Raw genomic sequence first — 19,728 nt, forward strand, 5'->3', positions numbered from 1 at the left:
GGCGTTTTCTTTGCTTCGTTTCTTTTTCGCCGTTGGAAAAAGAAATGAAGTCCCGCCACGGACAGTGGCTAACAGTGCTAAAAAGGAACAACGAACAGGGAACGCGCGAAGCCCCAAAAAGTAGCCCCCTCAACCCCCAAAAACTACGGCCTACATACAAGCATGGTGCGAATGCACAGACCCGAGCACTGCCACCTCGGCAGGAGTCCGCCTCAACGCTGCTTCATCGACCTGTTTCGCGTCGGCGATAAACTCATCCACCAGCGTAGAAACCGGCGTCCCGCTCAAGCACAACGACACGTTCTGCGTCTCGTTAGGATTCAACTGCGACCGCTGCCCAAGAAACAGCACCCCATACTGATACCCCCGCACAATCCCGCGCACCGCGCCAACGCATTGCCCTTGTGCAACGTTATCGCCCTTCTGCGAGCATTCCTGAACGAGGGTAAAAGCCGAAAAACTAGGATCGACGGAAGGTGTCTGCGGTGCGGCCTGCTGCGCCTGCACGCCGGAGACAGCTCCAAACGCCGTAGCCATTGCAACCGCGAAGGCCGCACAAATGTTCCGTTTCATGTTGTATCCCTCGTGTCGAACGTTGAAGTCAATATGAGGGAATGAGCGCCGTTTGGTTCCATCCCGTTCCATCCGGTTCAACAGGCGCCGTTCCCGGCTCACTCGACTTTCTGCAACTGCCTCAACTCTTCCAGCGGAATATGACAGCGGATCCTGTGCCCGCTGCCGGCATCCACATACGGCGGTTCCTGCTGCTCGCAAATCGCGCCAATCCTGCGCGGACAGCGCGTATGAAACACGCAGCCGGAAGGCGGATTCGCCGCGCTCGGCAACTCGCCCGACAAACGGATCCGCTCGCGCGCTACGCCCGTTCCCCCAAGCGCCGGCACCGACGACAACAGCGCCTCCGTATAAGGATGATGCGGCCCATCGAAGACATCCGCCGCGCGGCCGATTTCCATCAGCCGTCCAAGATAGAGCACCGCAATGCGATCCGACAAATACCGCACCACATGCAGATCATGCGAGATGAAAACGTAGCTGACGCCGCGTTCGCGCTGTAAATCGGCGAGCAGATTCAGGATCGCGGCCTGTACGGAGACATCGAGCGCGGAAGTGGGCTCGTCGCACACGACCACGCGCGGATCGCCCGCAAACGCCCGCGCAATCGCAACGCGCTGCTTCAACCCGCCCGACAGCTGCCGCGTGCGCGAGCTCAAATATCGTTCGGGCAAACGCACGGCGGCGGTCAGCGACTGCAAACGCGCTTCCTTCGCGGCGCCGCGCAATGCGCCAAGTTTCGACAGTGACCGCGCGATCAAACGCCGCACCGAATGCGCCCGGTTCAAAGCCGAGTCCGGATTCTGGAACACGATCTGCAGCGACTTCACCTGCTCGTCGTTGCGGCTGGTCACGCGCGCGGGGAGCGGCGCGCCATCGAGTTCGATCGAACCGCCGGCGTCGGGCGAAAGAAGACCCAGCAGCAGCTTCGCGAGCGTCGTTTTCCCGCTTCCCGATTCACCCACGAGCCCGAGTGTCTCGCCGAGCGCGAGTTCCATCGATACATCGTGTACGGCGCGTATGGACTCCCCGCCGACATGAAACGTCTTCGACAAACCCACCGCCCGCAACGCGATCATCGTTTCATCGTGGCCCGCGTGCGCGTCCGGTGCTTCGGGCGTCGCGCGCGGCAATTCGGCCGCACGCTCGTGATAGTGGCAGCGCGACATCTGATCGCCATGCGCCGCAGCCACCCTGTAAGGCGGCGGCGCTTCACGCAGGCAGCGGTCATCGGCGAGCTTGCAGCGCTGCGCATAGATACACCCCTGCGTCACGGTTCCCGGCAGCGGCAGCGACCCGGGAATGGTGTCGAGCCGCCCCGTGTCCTTGCTGCGCCCCGCGGTCGGAAGGCAACGCAACAGCCCGACCGTGTACGGATGCCGCGGCTTCGCGAAGACATCGCGCGTCGCGCCTTCCTCGACCAGCTTCCCCGCGTACAACACGCCCACGCGATCGCACATGCGCCCGATCACCGCCAGGTTGTGGCTGATGAAAAGCACCGCCGTGCCAAGCTCCTCGCGCAGTTGCGCAATCAGGTCGAGCACTTCGGCTTCGACAGTGGCATCCAGCCCGGTCGTGGGTTCATCGAGGATCAGCAGTTCCGGATTGCACGCGAGCGCCATCGCGATCACCACGCGCTGCTGCATGCCGCCCGACAATTGATGCGGATAACTTTCCATGACCCGCTCGGGCGACGAAATGCGCACACGCCGCAAGATATCGATGGTGCGTTCCAGCGCTTCGCTCACCGACGACCCCGCCAGCTCGAATGCCTCCGACACTTGCCGCGCAATCGTGAGCGATGGATTGAGCGCGCGGCCTGGGTCCTGGTACACCATGGACACCGCGTTGGCGCGCATGTGCCGCAAAGCGTCGGCGTTCATCGACGCAATGTCGTGGCCGGAGATAGAAATCCGGCCCGCCTTCACGCGGCCGTTGCGCGGCAGATAGCGCAGGATGGCGAGGGCGGCCGTGGACTTCCCGCAGCCCGATTCGCCCACGAGTCCGTACGCCTCGCCGCGCTTCACTCTCAGCGAAATGTCTTGCAGGACCTCGCGGTCGCGCCCGCGTGTGCGGTACGCGACGCTCAGGCCGACGATGGTCAGCGCATCGGTTTCGGCGCTCTTCGAACCATCGAAGATGGGGAAGGCTGAGGGCGGCGGGCCGTTCATCGGTCGAGCACTCCCTGAATGCCATCGGCGACGAGATTCACGCCGACGACCAGAGAGGCGATCGCGGCGGCGTCGAACACGACTGTCCACCACGCGCCGCCGGCCATCAGCGTGTAGCACTCGGAGAGCGCCAGTCCCCAATCCGCCGATGGCGGCTGAATCCCGAAGCCAAGGAACGACAGCGTCGCGACCGAGAAAATCGCGTAGCCGAGCCGCACGGTCGTCTCCACGATGATCGGCTGCAACACGTTCGGCAGGATTTCCGCGAACATGATGTAGAACGCGTTTTCACCGCGAAGCTGGGCGGCCAGCACGTAGTCGAGATTGCGTTCGGCGAACACGGCGGCGCGCACGGTGCGGGCGGTGATCGGCGTGAAGGTGATGCCGATCACGAGAATCACGGTCAAGTTGCTTGCGCCCACGGCGGCGAGCGCGAGAAGGGCGACGATCACGAGCGGCAGCGCCAGCACCGCATCTATCAGGCGGCCGACCACGTTGTCCACCCAGCCATCGAAATATCCGACGATCAAGCCCACCGCCGTTCCCGCCACGGTGCCGAGCAACGTGGCCAAGGGCGCGATGGTCAGGATGTCACGCGCGCCGACGATCACGCGCGCGAAAACATCGCGGCCGAGCTGGTCGGTGCCGAACCAGTGCGTGCTGTCGGGAGGCGTGAGGGAGTTCAGCGGATCGGACGCGTAAGGGTCTTGCGGCACGACCCAGTGGCCGCCGATTGCACACGCGGCCCAGAACAGCAGGATCAGCGCGCCGACCAGGAACGTGGGCGAGCGCAGCAGGGCCTTGGTGCGCTCGTATCGTGGTGCTTTATAGGGCACCGGGGCGGCGGTTGTGGTGCTCATTGCGCGTTCCTCACCCGCAAGCGCGGATTGAGCACGACATACAAGGCGTCCGCGATCAGATTGGCCGCCGTATAAATCACGCCGATGGTCAGCACACCAGCTTCGAGCATCGGAAAATCCTTGCCCTTCGCGGCGTTGTAGATCAACGAGCCAATACCCTGGTAATGAAACAAGGTTTCCACGACCACGAGGCCGCCGATCATGTACCCAAGCTGCGTCGCTGCGACGGTGACAGTCGGCAGCAGCGCATTGCGCAGCACGTGCCGCATGATCACGACACGGCGCGGCAAGCCCTTAAGTATTGCGGTGCGGGTGTAGTCGGCATCGAGTGCTTCCACGGTCCCGGCGCGCGCCATCCGCGCAATGTAACCAAAGAACACGAGTACGAGCGGCAGCACCGGCAGGATCAGGTGCTTCAACTGGACCAGCACGTTCGAACCAGGCGGATACGTCGCTTCAATCGGCAGCCATTGCAGCCAGATGCCGAAAATCAAAATCAGCACGATGGACGAAACGAACTCGGGTACGACCGTCGCCGACAACCCCGTGATGCTGATCGTCCTGTCAATCCACCGGCCTTCGTGCAGCGCCGCGTACACGCCGCCGGCAATCCCGAGCGGTACCACGACAATAAACGCCAGCGCGCCCAGCTTTGCCGAATTGAGCAGCGCGGCGCCAATAAACGGCGCAACCGGCGCACGATACGAATAGGACTCGCCCATGTCGCCACGCAGGAAATGCCCGATCCACCCGGCGTATTGCGTAAGCAACGGCCGGTCGACGCCCAGCTGATGATTGAGCGCGGCGACAGCGCGCGCGTCGGCAAGCGGACCGAGGATTGCACGGCCCACGTCGCCGGGAAGCAACTGGCCGCCAGCGAACACGATTGCCGACAGCAGCCACAGCGTAATCGCCGCCAGAAACAGCCGCACGCCAATGAACCGCGCAATGCGCCATGCGCTGCCCGCATCCGGACGCGGCGCAGCTTTTGAAGCGACGAGAGGAGAAACCGTGTTCATGTATCGGAGCGTCCTGGGTTTCCCGGCTGCAGCTACGCGCCGATGGTCGCGCGTTCGAAATACAACTGCGAAATGGCGTTGAAGCGCACGCCCTTCACGTTTGCGCGCGTGACAATCAACTGGTCGTAGAAATAGGGAATCACGACCGGGGTTTCATCGAGAAGGAGGTTCTGGATTTGCCCGGACAGCTTTTTCTGCGACGCCACGTCGAGCGCCGCCACGAAATCCGCGACCAGCTTGTCGTATTGCGGGTTCTTGAAATGCGCTGCGTTCCAGGTGCCTTCGCTCGTCAGCGGCGCGTTCAGGAACACATTCGGCACGCCGCGATGCCCGTAATCCGTAATGCCGAGCGGCGAATCCAGCCAGTCCGACTTGCCGAAGGTGCCCGCGCCGTAATACAGCTCCTGACTTTCCACTTTCAATGTGATGCGAATGCCAATTGCCTTCGCCGCGTTCTGGATCACCACCGCGAGGTCGGGAATCTCCATGTACTTTTCAGTGGTGAGCGTGACATCGAAACCATTCGGCACACCCGCCGCCGCGAGCAATTGCTTGGCTTTGGCAATGTCGAGCTTGCGCTGCGGCACGCTCAGATCGCTCGATGGAAACACCGGCGAGAACGGGCTGTCGTTGCCCAGCGCCGCGTGCCCCTTGAACAGGCCCTTCACGATCACCTCGCGGTTCACCGCGAGCGCCAGCGCCTGACGCACGCGCTTGTCCTTGAACGGACCGGTATCGGTGCGCATGTGCATCTGCCTGTGCGCGCTCGATTTCACGCCAAGCACCTTGAATTCGGGATTGGTCATCATGCTCAGGCCGCCCTGGACGGTGAAATCGCCCATCATGTCGGCCTGACGTCCTTGCAACGCCAGCAATTCCGATTGTTCGTCGGCGTAGAAGGAAAACTTGATGCGTTCCGGCAGCGCTTTCTCGCCCCAGTAATCGGGATTCCGTACGAACGATGCACCCACCTTCGGCGTGTACGACTCGAACTTGAACGGACCCGTGCCCGGGAACGACTTCTCGTACGTGCCACTGAAATTCGCCGGGAGGATCACGGCGTTGTAAGTATCCGATGAAACGTAGTACGGGAAATTCCCGTTCGGTGCATCGAGATGAAACTCGACCGTCATGTCGTCAATCACCTTGACCGCGCCTTTCGACAATACGCCTTTCAGCACCGACAATGCAGCGGACCCGCTCGCCGGATCGGCCAGCCGGTTGAACGTCGCGGCCACGTCCTTGGCGGTCATCGACTGGCCGTCGTGGAACTTCACGTTCGGGCGCAGCTTGAACGTCCAGACGTCGCCCTTCGCGTTGGGCTTCCAGGAAAGTGCCAGGGAGGGGCGCAGGACAAGCGCCTGACCATCGTCGTCGATAAGGAATTCACCCGTCTGATTAATCAGCGCAAGTCCGGCCGGATCGGTCACGGTCAGCGGATCGACCTGGCCCGAGGGCGTCAGGTGCGCCACGCGGATCGTCGCGCCGGGCTTGCCCGCAGGCGCTTGAGCACGGGCGGAAGGCATGCCGAGCAACCCGCCCGCCGCCATGGATAATCCCAGCAGGCTCGCGTGCCTCAGCAACTCGCGCCGGGAAAGCCGGCCGGCCTTGAATTCGTCGATAGCGTGGTTTCCCAGTTCTCCCGTTGAGGCGCGCGCTTGTTCGAGCGCGGAGTCGAAGGGAGAAAACGAGGTAGCGGATTTCTTCATCGGGCTGTCCGGTTCGGGGTTCGGTTGTTGTTCTTGACTCGACGACACTGTTCACCGGCGCGATCAGATCCGGCGTTCAGGTGACAGTCTGATGCACATTCAGTTTAGCGGAGCAAATCGCGTTCCGAATCCCGCTGCGCGTTTTGCAACGTAATTTTGTGGCGCAAATTTGCCGTTGGTCATTCGTTCGCGCGGCGTTGGCGATGCCGCAACGGAAAAGCTTGCGGGGAATCGTGCTAAGGCAGTAGGAATGCCCGCGCTCAATGCTGATGCGGATGTTTATGAATCGGATCGACCCAAAACACTTCTTCGGGCTGTTCGACCGCGTCGATGTTCAAATTGACCACCACCGCCTCGTTGTCGCTGCGCACGAGGACGCATTCGAGCGGCTCATCGGTTCGCGCGTTGATTTCCTGATGCGGCACGTACGGCGGCACGAAAATGAAATCCCCGGGGCCGGCTTCCGCCGTAAATTCCAGATGATTGCCCCATTTCATGCGTGCCTGCCCACGCACCACATAGATCACGCTTTCAAGCGCGCCATGATGATGCGCGCCGGTCTTGGCGTTCGGATGGATGGTGACCGTCCCCGCCCAGATCTTCTGCGCGCCGACGCGCGCTGCGTTGATCGCCGCCGCGCGGTTCATGCCGGGCGTTTGCGCGGTGTTGGTATCGAGTTGATCGCCCTTGATGACCTTGACGCCGTGCTCGCGCCAGTCGGTATGTTCATGGTCGTGCTGATGATCGTCGCTCATTTCTTTTCCCGGCTCGCCGATTGATAAACGATGGATAAACGCATGAACAAAAAGTCCGCTGCCACCGGCAGGCAACAGCGGACTTCATTGCAACGGGCAAACCTCGAGCGTAAAACCTGAGGCGCCTACTTCGACTTTGAATTCACGATGGCTTCCGCGACGTTGTTCGGCGTCTCGGCGTAATGCTTGAATTCCATCGTGTAGGTCGCGCGGCCCTGCGTGAGCGAGCGCAGCGTGGTCGAATAGCCGAACATTTCGGCCAGCGGCACTTCGGCGCGAACCAGCTTGCCGCCGCCGCCCGCAATGTCTTCCATGCCCTGGACAATGCCGCGCCGCGACGACAGATCGCCCATCACGTTGCCCATGAAATCCTCGGGCGTTTCCACTTCGACGGCCATCATCGGTTCGAGCAGCACCGGCTTGGCTTTTCTCATGCCGTCCTTGAACGCCATCGATCCAGCCATGCGGAACGCGTTTTCGTTCGAATCCACGTCGTGGTATGAGCCGAACGTGAGCGTCACCTTCACGTCGACGACCGGATAACCCGCGAGCACGCCGGCCTTCAGCGTCTCCTGAATACCCTTGTCCACCGCCGGAATGTACTCGCGCGGAACCACGCCGCCCTTGATTGCATCGACAAATTCATAACCGCCGCCGGGCTTTTGCGGTTCCATCTTGATCACGACGTGACCGTACTGGCCGCGTCCGCCCGACTGCTTGACGAACTTGCCTTCCACGTCCTCGACCGGAATGCGGATCGTCTCGCGATACGCCACCTGCGGCTTGCCAACGGTCGCTTCCACGCCGAATTCACGCCGCATCCGGTCGACCAGAATTTCCAGGTGCAACTCGCCCATGCCCGAGATGATCGTCTGGCCTGATTCCTCGTCGGTTTGAACGCGGAACGACGGATCTTCCTGCGCGAGGCGATTCAACGCGATACCCATTTTTTCCTGGTCGGGTTTCGTCTTCGGCTCGACGGCCTGGGAGATCACCGGTTCCGGGAAAATCATGCGTTCGAGAATGATCGGATGAGCGGGGTCGCACAGCGTGTCGCCAGTCGTGGCTTCCTTCAGGCCCACGGCCGCGGCGATATCCCCGGCGCGCACTTCCTTGATTTCCTGGCGCTCGTTCGCGTGCATCTGGAGAATCCGGCCGAGCCGCTCCTTTTTCTCCTTGATCGCGTTGTAGACCGTATCGCCGGAATTCACCACGCCCGAATACACGCGGAAAAAGATCAACTGGCCGACAAACGGGTCCGTCATGATCTTGAACGCGAGCGCCGCGAACGGGTCTTCGTCGGTCGGATGACGTTCCGCTTCCTTGTCGTATTCGTCCACACCCATGATGGCGGGCACGTCCGCCGGCGACGGCAGATAGTCGATCACGGCGTCGAGCATGGCCTGGACGCCTTTGTTCTTGAACGCGCTGCCGCAGAACATGGGCACGATTTCGCTTCGCAGCGTGCGTGCACGGATGGCCGCCTTGATCTCGTCCTCGGTGATGTCCTCGCCGCCGATGTACTTGTCCATCAGCGCTTCATTCGCATCCGCTGCAGCTTCGATCATCTTTTCGCGCCATTCCTCGGCGGTCGCGAGCAGGTTCGCGGGGATGTCCTGATACTCGAACAGCACGCCCTGACTGGCTTCGTCCCAGATGATCGCTTTCATCTTGACCAGATCGATCACGCCCTGGAAATGGTCTTCGGCGCCGACCGGAATCTGCATGGGCACGGCGACACCCTTCAGGCGCTCGCCAATCTGCCGCTGCACGCGGAAAAAATCCGCGCCCACGCGGTCCATCTTGTTGACGAACGCAATGCGCGGCACCTTGTATTTGTTCGCCTGACGCCAGACGGTTTCCGATTGCGGCTGCACGCCGCCAACCGAGTCGTAGACCATGCACGCGCCGTCGAGCACGCGCATGGAGCGTTCGACCTCGATGGTGAAGTCGACGTGTCCCGGTGTATCGATAATGTTGATCCGGTGTTCCGGATAATTCCCGGCCATGCCTTTCCAGAAGGCCGTGGTGGCGGCGGAAGTAATGGTGATGCCGCGCTCCTGTTCCTGCTCCATCCAGTCCATCGTCGCCGCGCCGTTGTGAACCTCGCCGATTTTGTGGTTCACACCGGTGTAAAAAAGAATGCGTTCGGTGGTGGTGGTCTTGCCGGCATCGATATGAGCGCTGATACCAATATTCCGATAGCGGTCGATGGGAGTCTTGCGGGGCACGTGAACCTCCTGTTGATTGGATGGAGCTTTTTGATGCCAGACCGGCGGGCAATGCTGAAAGCGGCGGTTTGGCGGCTCCGGAGCGAAGCGTTGTCGGCGTTTTCGCTGGTTTATTAGGATAGCGCGTCAACGCTCTCTTTGCAGGAATCTTGCCAGCCCGCTGAAAATAACTGTCGGCAGGCTGGAAGGGACGCGTTTGCCGCAAACTGCGCGGACCCGCGGCGCACAATGCAAAAAGCCGGCGCGCTGTTGAAGGCGTCGGCCGGCTTGGGCAGTGTGCGAAGGCGCGGAGATGGTCCGTTCGGCGCCGTTCCTCTATCACTGGACGGGCGGCAAGCCTTGAATCTTCATGCCCGGCTTGATTCCCTTCGCCGTGAACCAGCCCTTGCTCATTTCGAGCGCGTACACACCGTTGTTGCGCGGGCAATGGTTGTTTTCCGTCTCGGCCTGCATTTCATCGATATCCGTCACCGTGCCGTCCTCGCGAATAAATGCAATCGACAACGGGATCAACGTGTTTTTCATCCAGAAGCAGTGCACCGCGCGCTCGTTGAATACAAACAGCATGCCTTCATTCGGCGCGAGCTTTGTGCGATACATCAGGCCCTGCTCGCGATCGGCGTCGTTGGACGCAATGGCGGCGTCGATCACGTACATGCCGGCCGTCAGCTTGGTGTGCGGAAAATCCCCGGGTTGCTTGGCTCCCGGCGGCATTTGCTGGGCCTGTGCGGCGAGCGAAACCAGCGGCACGGCAAGCGCCACGACCGCGCGACGAACCAGACGGCCAAGATCGAACGATGATACTGAGCGGAACGAAAGCCACGAAAGACGCACGGCGAAACTCCTCACGATATGAAGCCGGTTGACTGAATGATCCGGCATGACTGGCGCATGTTACTTGAGCACGTGCAAAAAGAAAAAGGCAGAACCTTTGAAGGTGTCTGCCTTTGAATGCCGCTTGCACGGCAGCACTACTTGGTTTTAGCGTCGCGTTGCCGCGATCTATTACCAATTGATGCGACTTACTCCGACGCGGCCGAAGCTGCAGCAGCCGAAGCTGCCTTGTGGTGCGTGCCCTTCTTGTGGGTCGACTTCTTGTGTGCCGACTTGTGAGCGGTCGAAGCAGCTGCAGGAGCCGATGCTTCCGGAGCCGAAGCTTGTGCGAATGCAGCCGTTGCGAACAGGCCAGCGACGAGAGCAGCGATCAGTTTGTTCATGTTGTGAATCCTCAGCTTTAGTTTGATTTAACCTTGTGACCCGGTCGATGGAGTCATGTCGGTAAACGAGCCGTCCACCTTTTGGTTGACAGGGGATTCGAACAAAATTTCGATCCCGCTGCGAGCACTTGAACCTTACGTTAAGCCTTCATAAAACAGCTGTTTGTTGCAGTTCTTCGCTAATGCCGGACGGCGTTTTTAAGGCATCTGCTGCGAATAACGCCGCACGGTGGAAGTCGGTTGACGTGAATTTTTTATCGAATGCTAAGGGAGGGCCGATGGGGAAAATTATTTGGGAAAACGAAATAAATGGAACGGAGAGAATGAATTCGTAATGTTGAACGAGCGACAAACCGCAGATCATCTACCCGATGCCGTTCCATGGCGCACGAACGGCCACGTTCATCGACTCGCCGGGCGCGAGTTCCAGATTGAATACATCGAGCGCGCCGATTCCCACGCGTACCAGCCTCAGAGTCGGATACCCGACTGCCGCCGTCATGCGGCGCACCTGCCTGTTACGTCCTTCGGTAATCGACAACTCGATCCATGTAGTCGGAATGGCGGCGCGGTATCGAATGGGCGGCGTGCGCGGCCAAAGCGCTTCCGCCGATTCAACCCGCTTCGCCATGCACGGCCGCGTCACGAAATCCCCAAGATCCACGCCTGCGGCCAGGCGTTCGAGCGCGTCGGCACCGGGCGCGCCTTCTACCTGCGCCCAGTATCGTTTCACAAGTTTGTGACGCGGTTCTGAAATGCGTGCCTGCAGCGCGCCGTCGTCGGTTAGCAGGAGCAGGCCTTCGCTGTCGGTGTCGAGCCGTCCCGCGGGATAAACGCCGGGCGTCTTCACCCATTCAGCCAACGACGGATGCTTTTCGTGCGCCGAAAACTGGCAGATCGTGCCAAATGGTTTGTTGAGGGCAATCAGCGGCATGGCTTTGGGGCAATCACACTAATAACTGGCTGGAGATATTCGATGGCCGAGATTTTAATGCCCCGGTGAAATTATCGAGTCTTGTGTCTTATATAGGACATGAGAACTATGTGGCGACATCCCAAACACCGATAGTTGCGCCGCGTGCGCAGCGCCGGCAAACGCACCATCCGGGCGCACGTCCGATACCGTGGGCTAGAATAGGCTCCGAGCGCCTCGATTGCGTGCCCGGCCTTTGCTGCAAAGGCCGCCGGAATCGCGTGGCCGTCCGCATTTTTGCTTATTTCCGATCATATTCTGTGCACTTTCCTATCTAAATAGCCCAGCTTTTTTTGGAGTCGATCATGCCGTACCAGCATATCCAGGTTCCGACGGACGGTGACAAGATCACCGTCAACGCCGATTACTCCCTCAACGTTTCCGACCAGCCGATCATCCCGTTCATTGAAGGCGACGGCACGGGCGTGGACATCACGCCGGTGATGATCAAGGTCGTCGACGCGGCCGTGGAGAAAGCGTACGGCGGCAAGAAGAAGATCCACTGGATGGAAATCTTCGCCGGAGAAAAGGCGACCAAGGTGTACGGCCCGGATGTTTGGTTGCCGGACGAAACGCTGGATGTGCTCAAGGAATATGTCGTCTCGATCAAGGGCCCGCTGACCACGCCGGTTGGCGGCGGTATCCGTTCGTTGAACGTCGCCCTGCGCCAGCAACTGGACCTGTACGTGTGCCTGCGTCCCGTGCAGTACTTCAAGGGCGTGCCGTCGCCGGTACGCGAGCCGGAAAAGACCAACATGGTCATCTTCCGCGAGAATTCGGAGGACATCTACGCCGGTATCGAATGGGCCGCGGAGTCCGAGGGCGCGAAGAAAATCATCAAGTTCCTGCAGGAAGAGATGGGCGTGAAGAAGATCCGTTTCCCGGATACCTCGGGTATCGGTATCAAGCCGGTTTCGCGTGAAGGCACGGAACGCCTGGTGCGCAAGGCCATTCAATACGCCATCGACAACAACCGCAGTTCGGTCACGCTCGTGCACAAGGGCAACATCATGAAGTTCACGGAAGGCGCGTTCCGCGACTTCGGCTATGCGCTGGCGCAAAAGGAATTCGCGGCTGAACTCATCGATGGCGGCCCGTGGATGAAGATCAAGAACCCGAAGGGCAATGACATCGTGCTAAAAGACGTAATTGCCGATGCATTCCTGCAGCAGATTCTGTTGCGCCCGGCCGAATATGACGTTATTGCAACACTGAACCTGAACGGCGACTACGTTTCCGACGCCTTGGCGGCGCAAGTTGGCGGAATCGGCATTGCGCCGGGTGCCAATATGTCTGATTCGGTCGCCATGTTCGAAGCCACGCACGGCACCGCGCCGAAGTACGCGGGCAAGGACTACGTAAATCCGGGTTCGGAGATTCTCTCGGCAGAAATGATGCTGCGCCATATGGGCTGGACCGAAGCCGCGGACATTATCATCCGGTCGATGGAAGCGTCGATCCTGCAAAAGCGCGTCACGTACGACTTCGCGCGCCAGATGGAAGGCGCGACGCAGGTGTCGTGTTCGGGGTTCGGGCAGGTGCTGATCGAGAATATGTGAACTGTTGAGATCGAGAACCCCCGGAAGGTCGAACGCCTCCGGGGGTTTTATCAGGTCGTTGAAGCGTGCAAACGGATGCCGAGTGCGCGCACGACTTTCCAGATTGTCGCGAATTCGGGGTTACCTTCGCCGGAAAGCGCACGGTAAAGGCTCTCGCGCTTCACGCCGGTTTCACGCGCGAGTTGCGACATGCCCCGAGCGCGCGCGATGACACCAAGCGCGTGGGCAATGAATTTCGGGTCGTCTCCCGCTTCTTCCAGACACGCATCGAGATACGCCGCCATTTCCTCTTCGGTGCGCAAGTGCTCGGCAGAATCCCAAGCTGAAGTTTTTACTTTGGTCATCGTTTAATCCGTGTCGAGGTTTGCTGCAAGGGTCTTAGCGCGCTCTATGTCAGCTTGCTGCGTGGACTTGTCCCCTCCGCACAGCAAAACTACAAGAATGCTACCGCGCTGGGTATAGTACACGCGATAGCCCGGCCCTTCGTTGATCCGCAGTTCATTGATTCCACTGCCCACCGACTTATGGTCGCCGGGGTTGCCAGTTGCCAAACGGTCGATGCGTGCCTGAACCCGTATCCTTCCGCGCAGGTCGCGCAAACGGGAAAACCATTGGTCGAAAACTTCTGTTGTACGGATATTCAGCATATAGCATTGTAATCCATGGGGGACAGAAGATCCAATGCCGCACCCCTGAATCTCGACTGCTGTAAAACCCGCTTCACCAACAAAAAACCCGGCTCAACGGCCGGGTCTGAGGACAGTGCGCTTTTTCGAACGGTCAGGCAGATTCCTGGATGTTCGATGCCTGTTTACCCTTCGGTCCCTGGACGATCTCAAAGCTGACCTTCTGGCCTTCCTTGAGCGTCTTGAAACCATTCATCTGTATCGCCGAGAAATGTGCAAACAGATCCTCGCCGCCTTCATCGGGCGTGATGAATCCGTAGCCTTTCGCGTCGTTGAACCATTTGACCGTACCTGTTGACATCACTTCCCCTCTTACTCTCGTCGCTACCACGAGCACGCTCGAAAAGCTTGACGGCCCACTATGTGAACCGCCCCCTCCTCACAAGCTCACCTCGGCCTTTCTTCACCTGCAACACTTCGGAAAAAAGTGCCAATTTGATTGTTTAATCTCTTAAATCAAGTGTCAAGAAAATTTTGAGATGGTCGTAAAGACGTTGTAAAGACCTCATTTCAAGGGTTTTTCCCGCTTTGCGCGTATCCCGCCGCACAAGCACGCCATCTTGAAAAGTCGCATAATCGACGCACATGCAATACAGGCGGCAAGCGGCACGGGATATGCGAGGCAAAACCGGGGCGCGGCACAGGATTCATGGCGGCAGCGGTCCTTCATGACGCGATCAGTGCATACCGGACCAGGGTGAACAATTCGTTTTTTTTAGAGCTGTGCGATACTGGATTCAACGATGTTTCAAGCGGGCCGGCTCGGTAAAAAGAGCCGGCGGAATTCAGCAAGCGACAGGTTGCACGAAGTGTGCGGCGACATCGATTCGGCCTCTATGGCGAACGGGGTTTTGGCGAGGTGGCGAGCGGGTCGAGAGCTAGCTGGCGAGCCTGTCCGAGTTGTTTAGAATGGGCGTATGGCGATCAATCCCAACAAGCAGGATGGCACCGTACTGGAGCGGCAGGAACAAAAGCTGAAACAGCCGTCCATGTACAAAGTGGTGCTGCTGAATGACGATTTCACGCCGATGGAATTCGTCGTGTTCGTTGTGCAGGAACATTTCAATAAAGATCGTGAGACTGCGACGCAGATCATGCTGAAGGTTCATCGCGAAGGCAGGGGAGTTTGTGGGGTCTATACGCGGGACATCGCGTCGACCAAAGTTGAGCAAGTCGTTAGCCACGCGAGGCAAGCGGGTCATCCGCTGCAGTGTGTGATGGAGGAAGCATGATTGCCCAGGAACTGGAAGTCAGTCTGCACATGGCGTTTATGGAAGCACGTCAGGCGCGGCACGAGTTCATTACGGTCGAGCATCTTTTACTGGCCTTGTTGGACAACCCGACCGCGGCTGAAGTGTTGCGTGCATGCGCAGCAAACATTGAAGATTTGCGGCAAAACCTGCGCAATTTCATTCATGACAATACGCCCACCGTGCCCGGCACGGATGACGTCGATACTCAGCCCACGCTTGGTTTTCAGCGCGTGATTCAGCGCGCGATCATGCATGTGCAATCCACGTCGAATGGTAAGAAGGAAGTGACCGGCGCAAACGTGCTGGTCGCCATCTTCGGCGAAAAGGATTCGCATGCCGTCTACTACCTGCAACAGCAGGGCGTAACGCGCCTCGACGTCGTCAATTTCATCTCGCACGGCATCGCGAAGACGAATACGGGCGACGCGGCGAAGGCAAGCAGCGACGTGAACCCGGAAGCGGAAGATGCGGCCGCGCAAAAGGAAACCCCGCTTGCGCAGTTCACGCAGAACCTCAACCAGCTCGCAAAGGACGGCAAGATCGATCCGCTGATTGGCCGCGAACTGGAAGTGGAGCGCGTGGTCCAGGTGCTGTGCCGCCGCCGGAAGAACAATCCGCTGCTGGTCGGCGAGGCTGGCGTGGGTAAGACCGCCATCGCCGAAGGGCTTGCCTGGCGCATCACGCGCGGCGAAGTGCCGGATATTCTCGCCGACGCGCAAGTGTATTCGCTGGATATGGGCGCGTTGCTGGCCGGTACCAAATACCGCGGCGACTTTGAGCAGCGGCTCAAGACGGTTTTGAAAGAGTTGAAGGAACGCCCGCACGCGGTGTTGTTCATCGACGAGATTCATACGCTGATTGGCGCGGGCGCGGCATCGGGCGGAACGCTGGATGCATCGAACCTGCTGAAACCGGCGTTGTCTTCCGGCCAGTTGAAGTGCATTGGCGCGACCACGTTCACGGAATATCGCGGGATCTTCGAAAAAGACGCGGCGTTGTCGCGTCGTTTCCAGAAGGTCGATGTTGCCGAGCCGAGCGTCGAGCAAACCGTCGCGATCTTGCGCGGGCTGAAGTCGCGGTTCGAAGAACATCACGGCGTGAAGTATTCGTCGGGTGCGCTTTCCGCTGCGGCCGAATTGTCGGCACGTTTCATCACGGATCGTCATTTGCCGGACAAGGCAATCGACGTGATCGACGAAGCGGGCGCGGCGCAACGCATTCTGCCGAAGTCGAAGCAGAAGAAGACTATCGGCAAGAACGAGATCGAAGAGATTATCTCGAAGATCGCGCGCGTGCCGGCGCAAAGCGTGTCGCAGGACGATCGCAGCAAGCTGCAGACGCTTGATCGCGACCTGAAGAGCGTGGTGTTCGGGCAGGATCAGTCTATCGATGCGCTCGCGGCCGCCATCAAGATGGCGCGTGCGGGTCTCGGCAAGACGGACAAGCCGATTGGCGCGTTCCTGTTCTCCGGGCCCACGGGTGTCGGCAAGACGGAAGTCGCGAAGCAACTGGCGTTCACGCTCGGTATTGAATTGCTGCGCTTCGACATGTCCGAGTATATGGAACGTCACGCGGTCAGCCGGCTGATTGGCGCGCCGCCGGGATACGTTGGGTTCGATCAGGGCGGGTTGCTGACCGAAGCCGTCACGAAGAAGCCGCATTGCGTGCTGTTGCTGGACGAAATCGAAAAGGCGCATCCGGATATCTACAACGTGCTGCTGCAGGTCATGGACCACGGCACGCTGACCGATAACAACGGTCGCAAGGCGGATTTCCGCAACGTCATCATCATCATGACGACGAATGCGGGTGCCGAAGCGATGCAGAAATCGGTTATCGGGTTCACGAATCGCCGCGAAACCGGCGACGAAATGGCCGATATCAAGCGGATGTTCACGCCTGAGTTCCGCAATCGTCTGGATCAGATCATCAGCTTCCGTTCGCTGGATGAAGAAATCATCATGCGCGTGGTCGACAAGTTCCTGATGCAGCTTGAGGACCAGTTGCACGAAAAAAAGGTCGACGCGGTCTTCACGGACGCGTTGCGCAAGCACCTCGCGAAGCATGGTTTTGATCCGCTGATGGGCGCACGGCCAATGCAACGCCTGATCCAGGACACGATCCGTCGTGCGCTGGCTGACGAGTTGCTGTTCGGCAAGCTGATGACGGGCGGTCGCGTGACGGTCGACGTGGACGAAAACGACAAGGTGTCGCTGACGTTCGACGAAAGTCCGGTCCCGCGCAATCCGAATCCGGAAGCGGTCGAGGTTGAATGAATGATCGGTGGTCGATGACTGAAGTCAGGTGACACGCGAGTAAGGTATGTCATCATCGGCGAGGCGGCGCGGAGAACTTTTCCGCGCCGCCTCGTTTTTTTGTGTCCGCGATTGTTACGGATATTGACTTCAAGAGGTTGATTTGAGCTTTAAGCGCGGGTCGTTCGAGACCATTGTCGAACGGGAAAAAGGGTTGCACCGGAGTCTGACGGCCGGACAGATGTCGATGATCGCCATTGGCGGGGCGATTGGAACGGGGTTGTTTCTTGGCAGCGGCTTTGCGATTGGCTTCGCCGGGCCGAGCGTCTTGCTGAGCTACGCAATTGGCGCGGTCATCGCGCTGTTGCTGATGGGCGCGCTTGCGGAGATGACGGTCGCGCACCCGACGTCCGGGTCGTTCGGCGCGTATGCGGAGTTTTACATCGGCCCGCTCGCGGGGTTTCTCGTGCGGTACGCGTATTGGTCAGCGGTTGTTTTCGCCGTTGGCACCGAGGTCAGCGCGGTTGCCGTGTTCATGAAGTACTGGTTCGCGAACGTGCCGGGCTGGTATTGGATCGTCGGATTTTCCACTGCGCTGATTGCCGTGAACGCCGCGAGCGTAAAGGTCTACGGCGTGATCGAATACGCGTTTTCGATGCTGAAGATCGTTGCGATCGTGGCGTTCATCCTGCTTGGCGCTGTGTTCGTGTATGGCGCGCCGATGTCTTCCGGCGTGGGTTTCAGCAACTTCACGGCGCACGGCGGCTTCTTTCCGCACGGCTTGAAAGGCATGTGGTTCGCGGTGATCGTGTCGATCTTCAGCTACCTGAATATCGAGACCATCGCGGTTGCGGCGGGCGAAGCGCGTGATCCGCAGCGCGCGGTGGCGAAAGCCTTCAGGTCGACTGTCTTCCGGCTCGTCCTTTTCTATCTGCTCACGCTGGCGCTGATGCTCGCGATTGTCCCATGGACGCAGGCGAGCACCGACGAAAGTCCGTTCGTCAAGGTCATGGCGGCCACGCACGTTCCGTACGCTGCGGGCGTGATCAACTTTGTCGTGCTGGTCGCGGCGCTTTCGGCCATGAACAGCCAGCTTTACATCACCACGCGCATGATGTTCAGCCTGTCGCGGGCGGGTTACGCGCCCGCGCGTTTCGGGCGTCTGAGCGCGAACGGCGTGCCGACTGCCGCGCTGTCGGTTTCCACCATCGGTATCGCGCTTGCGACAATTCTGACTGCGTTCTGGCCGGCGATGGCCTTCGGCCTGATGATGTCGCTCGCCATCTTCGGCGCAATGTTCGCCTGGCTGATGATCTTCGTCACACATCTCTTCTTTCGCGCCCGTTACACCGGCCCCGCGCTGTCGTTCCGTATGGTGCTGCATCCGGTTGGCAGCCTGCTTGGGGCGGGTCTCATGGCGGCGATCATGGTCACGACTGCGTTCACTAATGAATTCCGTATGACGCTCGTCTATGGACTGGCGTTCATGGCCGTGCTCGTTGGCACTTATGCCGTCTGGTATCGGAAACGCATGTAAACGAAACCCTGCGAGACGCGGGTAAACACCGACTAAAAGCGCTTTGCGTCTCTTTCGTTTCGAAACTAGAATCTTTCGAAACGAAAGTGCAAAGGCGGCTCTCCCGTGTTGGCTAACAAAAACTCGCTTCATCGGCGTCTGCGAATTGTCGAGCTTGTCCGCAAGCGGGGCGAGGTTTCCGTCGATGAACTGGCTGCCGCGTTCGACGTGTCGAGCGTCACCATTCGCTCGGACCTGAATTACCTCGAGCAGCAGCGTTATCTCATTCGTGCGTTCGGCAAGGCGCGTTATGTGGCGCAGCGGCCGGGTGAAAACGTGTTGTCGGCGGTGTCCGCAAGCGCGACGCGGCAAGCTTCCGATATGGCGATTGCCCGCCTGGCGGCGGATTTTATCGATGACCATGCGTCCGTGTTCATTGGCGCCGGTGTCATCACGCACAAGCTTTTGCCGCTGCTCGCGGATCGCTCGAATCTGGCGCTGACGCTCAACGACATCGCCATGGTGCCGACGGTCCAGCGGTTCATGCGCTGCGAGTTACGGCTCTCAGGCGGTTCTCTCGACGACGATTCCACCGTGCTGCTCGGGCCCGACGCCGAGCGCTCGCTGTCGGCTTTATCGCTGGATCTGGCGGTGCTCGAAGCGATGGGTTTTGATCGTGAAGGCAACCTGCTGTGCGCCGATGCACGTCTTGCCGACGTCCATAAAGCTGCGCTGAAGAACGCCAAGCGGATAGTCGTCGTGGCTTACCAGCCCGCGTTGCAAGGCGAGGGCCGGGCGTTTTGCCATGTAAGCCGCCTGGGCGGACTCGTGCTTGATGACGCCATCGACCCGCCCACGCTCGACCTGATTCTCAAGGCCGGGCTCGATGTGAACCGGCGGGAAGAAGGGATTCTCGAATTTCGTAATCAGCAACCCTAAACAATATCAGGA

General features: G+C 59.7%; 18 protein-coding genes. 5 read left to right on the forward strand and 13 right to left on the reverse strand.

What is annotated here, in order from left to right:
* Positions 1 to 150: 150 nt before the first annotated feature.
* The 10 genes from AWB64_RS29635 to AWB64_RS29685 form a co-directional block, all read right to left on the reverse strand.
* On the reverse strand, positions 151 to 573 hold the full coding sequence (locus AWB64_RS29635; protein WP_060858984.1) for a Rap1a/Tai family immunity protein: 423 nt from the start codon (positions 571 to 573) through the stop codon (positions 151 to 153).
* Between the two features lie 98 nt (positions 574 to 671).
* Complete coding sequence (locus AWB64_RS29640; RefSeq protein ID WP_060858985.1) at positions 672 to 2,744, reverse strand: ABC transporter ATP-binding protein; 2,073 nt, start codon at positions 2,742 to 2,744, stop codon at positions 672 to 674.
* Positions 2,741 to 3,604, reverse strand: coding sequence for an ABC transporter permease (locus AWB64_RS29645; RefSeq protein ID WP_060858986.1), 864 nt, complete (start codon positions 3,602 to 3,604; stop codon positions 2,741 to 2,743). Before AWB64_RS29645 ends, AWB64_RS29640 begins: the two co-directional genes overlap by 4 nt.
* Positions 3,601 to 4,623 (reverse strand): ABC transporter permease, encoded by a 1,023-nt coding sequence (locus tag AWB64_RS29650; protein WP_060858987.1) that lies wholly within the window; start codon positions 4,621 to 4,623, stop codon positions 3,601 to 3,603. The genes AWB64_RS29645 and AWB64_RS29650 overlap by 4 nt, the downstream gene beginning before the upstream one ends.
* A gap of 32 nt (positions 4,624 to 4,655) precedes the next feature.
* On the reverse strand, positions 4,656 to 6,332 hold the full coding sequence (locus AWB64_RS29655; protein WP_060858988.1) for an ABC transporter substrate-binding protein: 1,677 nt from the start codon (positions 6,330 to 6,332) through the stop codon (positions 4,656 to 4,658).
* 260 nt (positions 6,333 to 6,592) lie between these two features.
* Positions 6,593 to 7,087 carry a cupin domain-containing protein gene (locus AWB64_RS29660; RefSeq protein ID WP_060859010.1) on the reverse strand — a complete coding sequence of 165 codons (495 nt, stop codon included), beginning with the start codon at positions 7,085 to 7,087 and terminating at the stop codon, positions 6,593 to 6,595.
* A gap of 125 nt (positions 7,088 to 7,212) precedes the next feature.
* On the reverse strand, positions 7,213 to 9,318 hold the full coding sequence (fusA, locus tag AWB64_RS29665; protein ID WP_060858989.1) for an elongation factor G: 2,106 nt from the start codon (positions 9,316 to 9,318) through the stop codon (positions 7,213 to 7,215).
* A gap of 318 nt (positions 9,319 to 9,636) precedes the next feature.
* On the reverse strand, positions 9,637 to 10,200 hold the full coding sequence (locus AWB64_RS29670; protein ID WP_082850685.1) for a DUF192 domain-containing protein: 564 nt from the start codon (positions 10,198 to 10,200) through the stop codon (positions 9,637 to 9,639).
* Positions 10,201 to 10,340: 140 nt separating this feature from the next.
* Positions 10,341 to 10,535, reverse strand: coding sequence for a hypothetical protein (locus AWB64_RS29675; RefSeq protein ID WP_060858990.1), 195 nt, complete (start codon positions 10,533 to 10,535; stop codon positions 10,341 to 10,343).
* Positions 10,536 to 10,899: 364 nt separating this feature from the next.
* Positions 10,900 to 11,469, reverse strand: coding sequence for a pseudouridine synthase (locus AWB64_RS29685; protein WP_060858992.1), 570 nt, complete (start codon positions 11,467 to 11,469; stop codon positions 10,900 to 10,902).
* A 344-nt stretch (positions 11,470 to 11,813) separates the two neighbouring features.
* Between AWB64_RS29685 and icd the strand changes: the two genes are divergently transcribed.
* Positions 11,814 to 13,067, forward strand: a complete 1,254-nt coding sequence (icd, locus tag AWB64_RS29690; protein WP_060858993.1) for an NADP-dependent isocitrate dehydrogenase — start codon at positions 11,814 to 11,816, stop codon at positions 13,065 to 13,067.
* 50 nt (positions 13,068 to 13,117) lie between these two features.
* On the opposite strand, the gene AWB64_RS29695 is transcribed toward icd, so the two are convergent.
* The 3 genes from AWB64_RS29695 to AWB64_RS29705 all read right to left on the reverse strand — a co-directional run bounded on the left by AWB64_RS29695 (position 13,118) and on the right by AWB64_RS29705 (position 14,054).
* Positions 13,118 to 13,411 carry an addiction module antidote protein gene (locus AWB64_RS29695; RefSeq protein WP_060858994.1) on the reverse strand — a complete coding sequence of 98 codons (294 nt, stop codon included), beginning with the start codon at positions 13,409 to 13,411 and terminating at the stop codon, positions 13,118 to 13,120.
* Between the two features lie 3 nt (positions 13,412 to 13,414).
* Positions 13,415 to 13,714, reverse strand: coding sequence for a type II toxin-antitoxin system RelE/ParE family toxin (locus AWB64_RS29700; protein WP_060858995.1), 300 nt, complete (start codon positions 13,712 to 13,714; stop codon positions 13,415 to 13,417).
* A gap of 133 nt (positions 13,715 to 13,847) precedes the next feature.
* On the reverse strand, positions 13,848 to 14,054 hold the full coding sequence (locus AWB64_RS29705; RefSeq protein ID WP_035497884.1) for a cold-shock protein: 207 nt from the start codon (positions 14,052 to 14,054) through the stop codon (positions 13,848 to 13,850).
* Positions 14,055 to 14,670: 616 nt separating this feature from the next.
* Between AWB64_RS29705 and clpS the strand changes: the two genes are divergently transcribed.
* From clpS to AWB64_RS29725, 4 genes are all read left to right on the forward strand, one after another.
* The gene (clpS, locus tag AWB64_RS29710) at positions 14,671 to 14,985 is read left to right on the forward strand and encodes an ATP-dependent Clp protease adapter ClpS (RefSeq protein WP_031359828.1); all 315 of its coding nucleotides are present in this window, start codon (positions 14,671 to 14,673) and stop codon (positions 14,983 to 14,985) included.
* Positions 14,982 to 17,282, forward strand: coding sequence for an ATP-dependent Clp protease ATP-binding subunit ClpA (gene clpA, locus AWB64_RS29715; protein ID WP_060858996.1), 2,301 nt, complete (start codon positions 14,982 to 14,984; stop codon positions 17,280 to 17,282). The genes clpS and clpA overlap by 4 nt, the downstream gene beginning before the upstream one ends.
* Positions 17,283 to 17,424: 142 nt before the next feature.
* A complete protein-coding gene (locus tag AWB64_RS29720; RefSeq protein WP_060858997.1) occupies positions 17,425 to 18,798 on the forward strand; it encodes an amino acid permease in 1,374 nt (457 codons plus the stop codon).
* Positions 18,799 to 18,903: 105 nt separating this feature from the next.
* Positions 18,904 to 19,716 (forward strand): DeoR/GlpR family DNA-binding transcription regulator, encoded by an 813-nt coding sequence (locus tag AWB64_RS29725; protein ID WP_060858998.1) that lies wholly within the window; start codon positions 18,904 to 18,906, stop codon positions 19,714 to 19,716.
* The last annotated feature ends 12 nt before the right edge of the window (positions 19,717 to 19,728 follow it).

The organism is Caballeronia sordidicola (assembly GCF_001544455.2).
Classification (GTDB): domain Bacteria; phylum Pseudomonadota; class Gammaproteobacteria; order Burkholderiales; family Burkholderiaceae; genus Caballeronia; species Caballeronia sordidicola.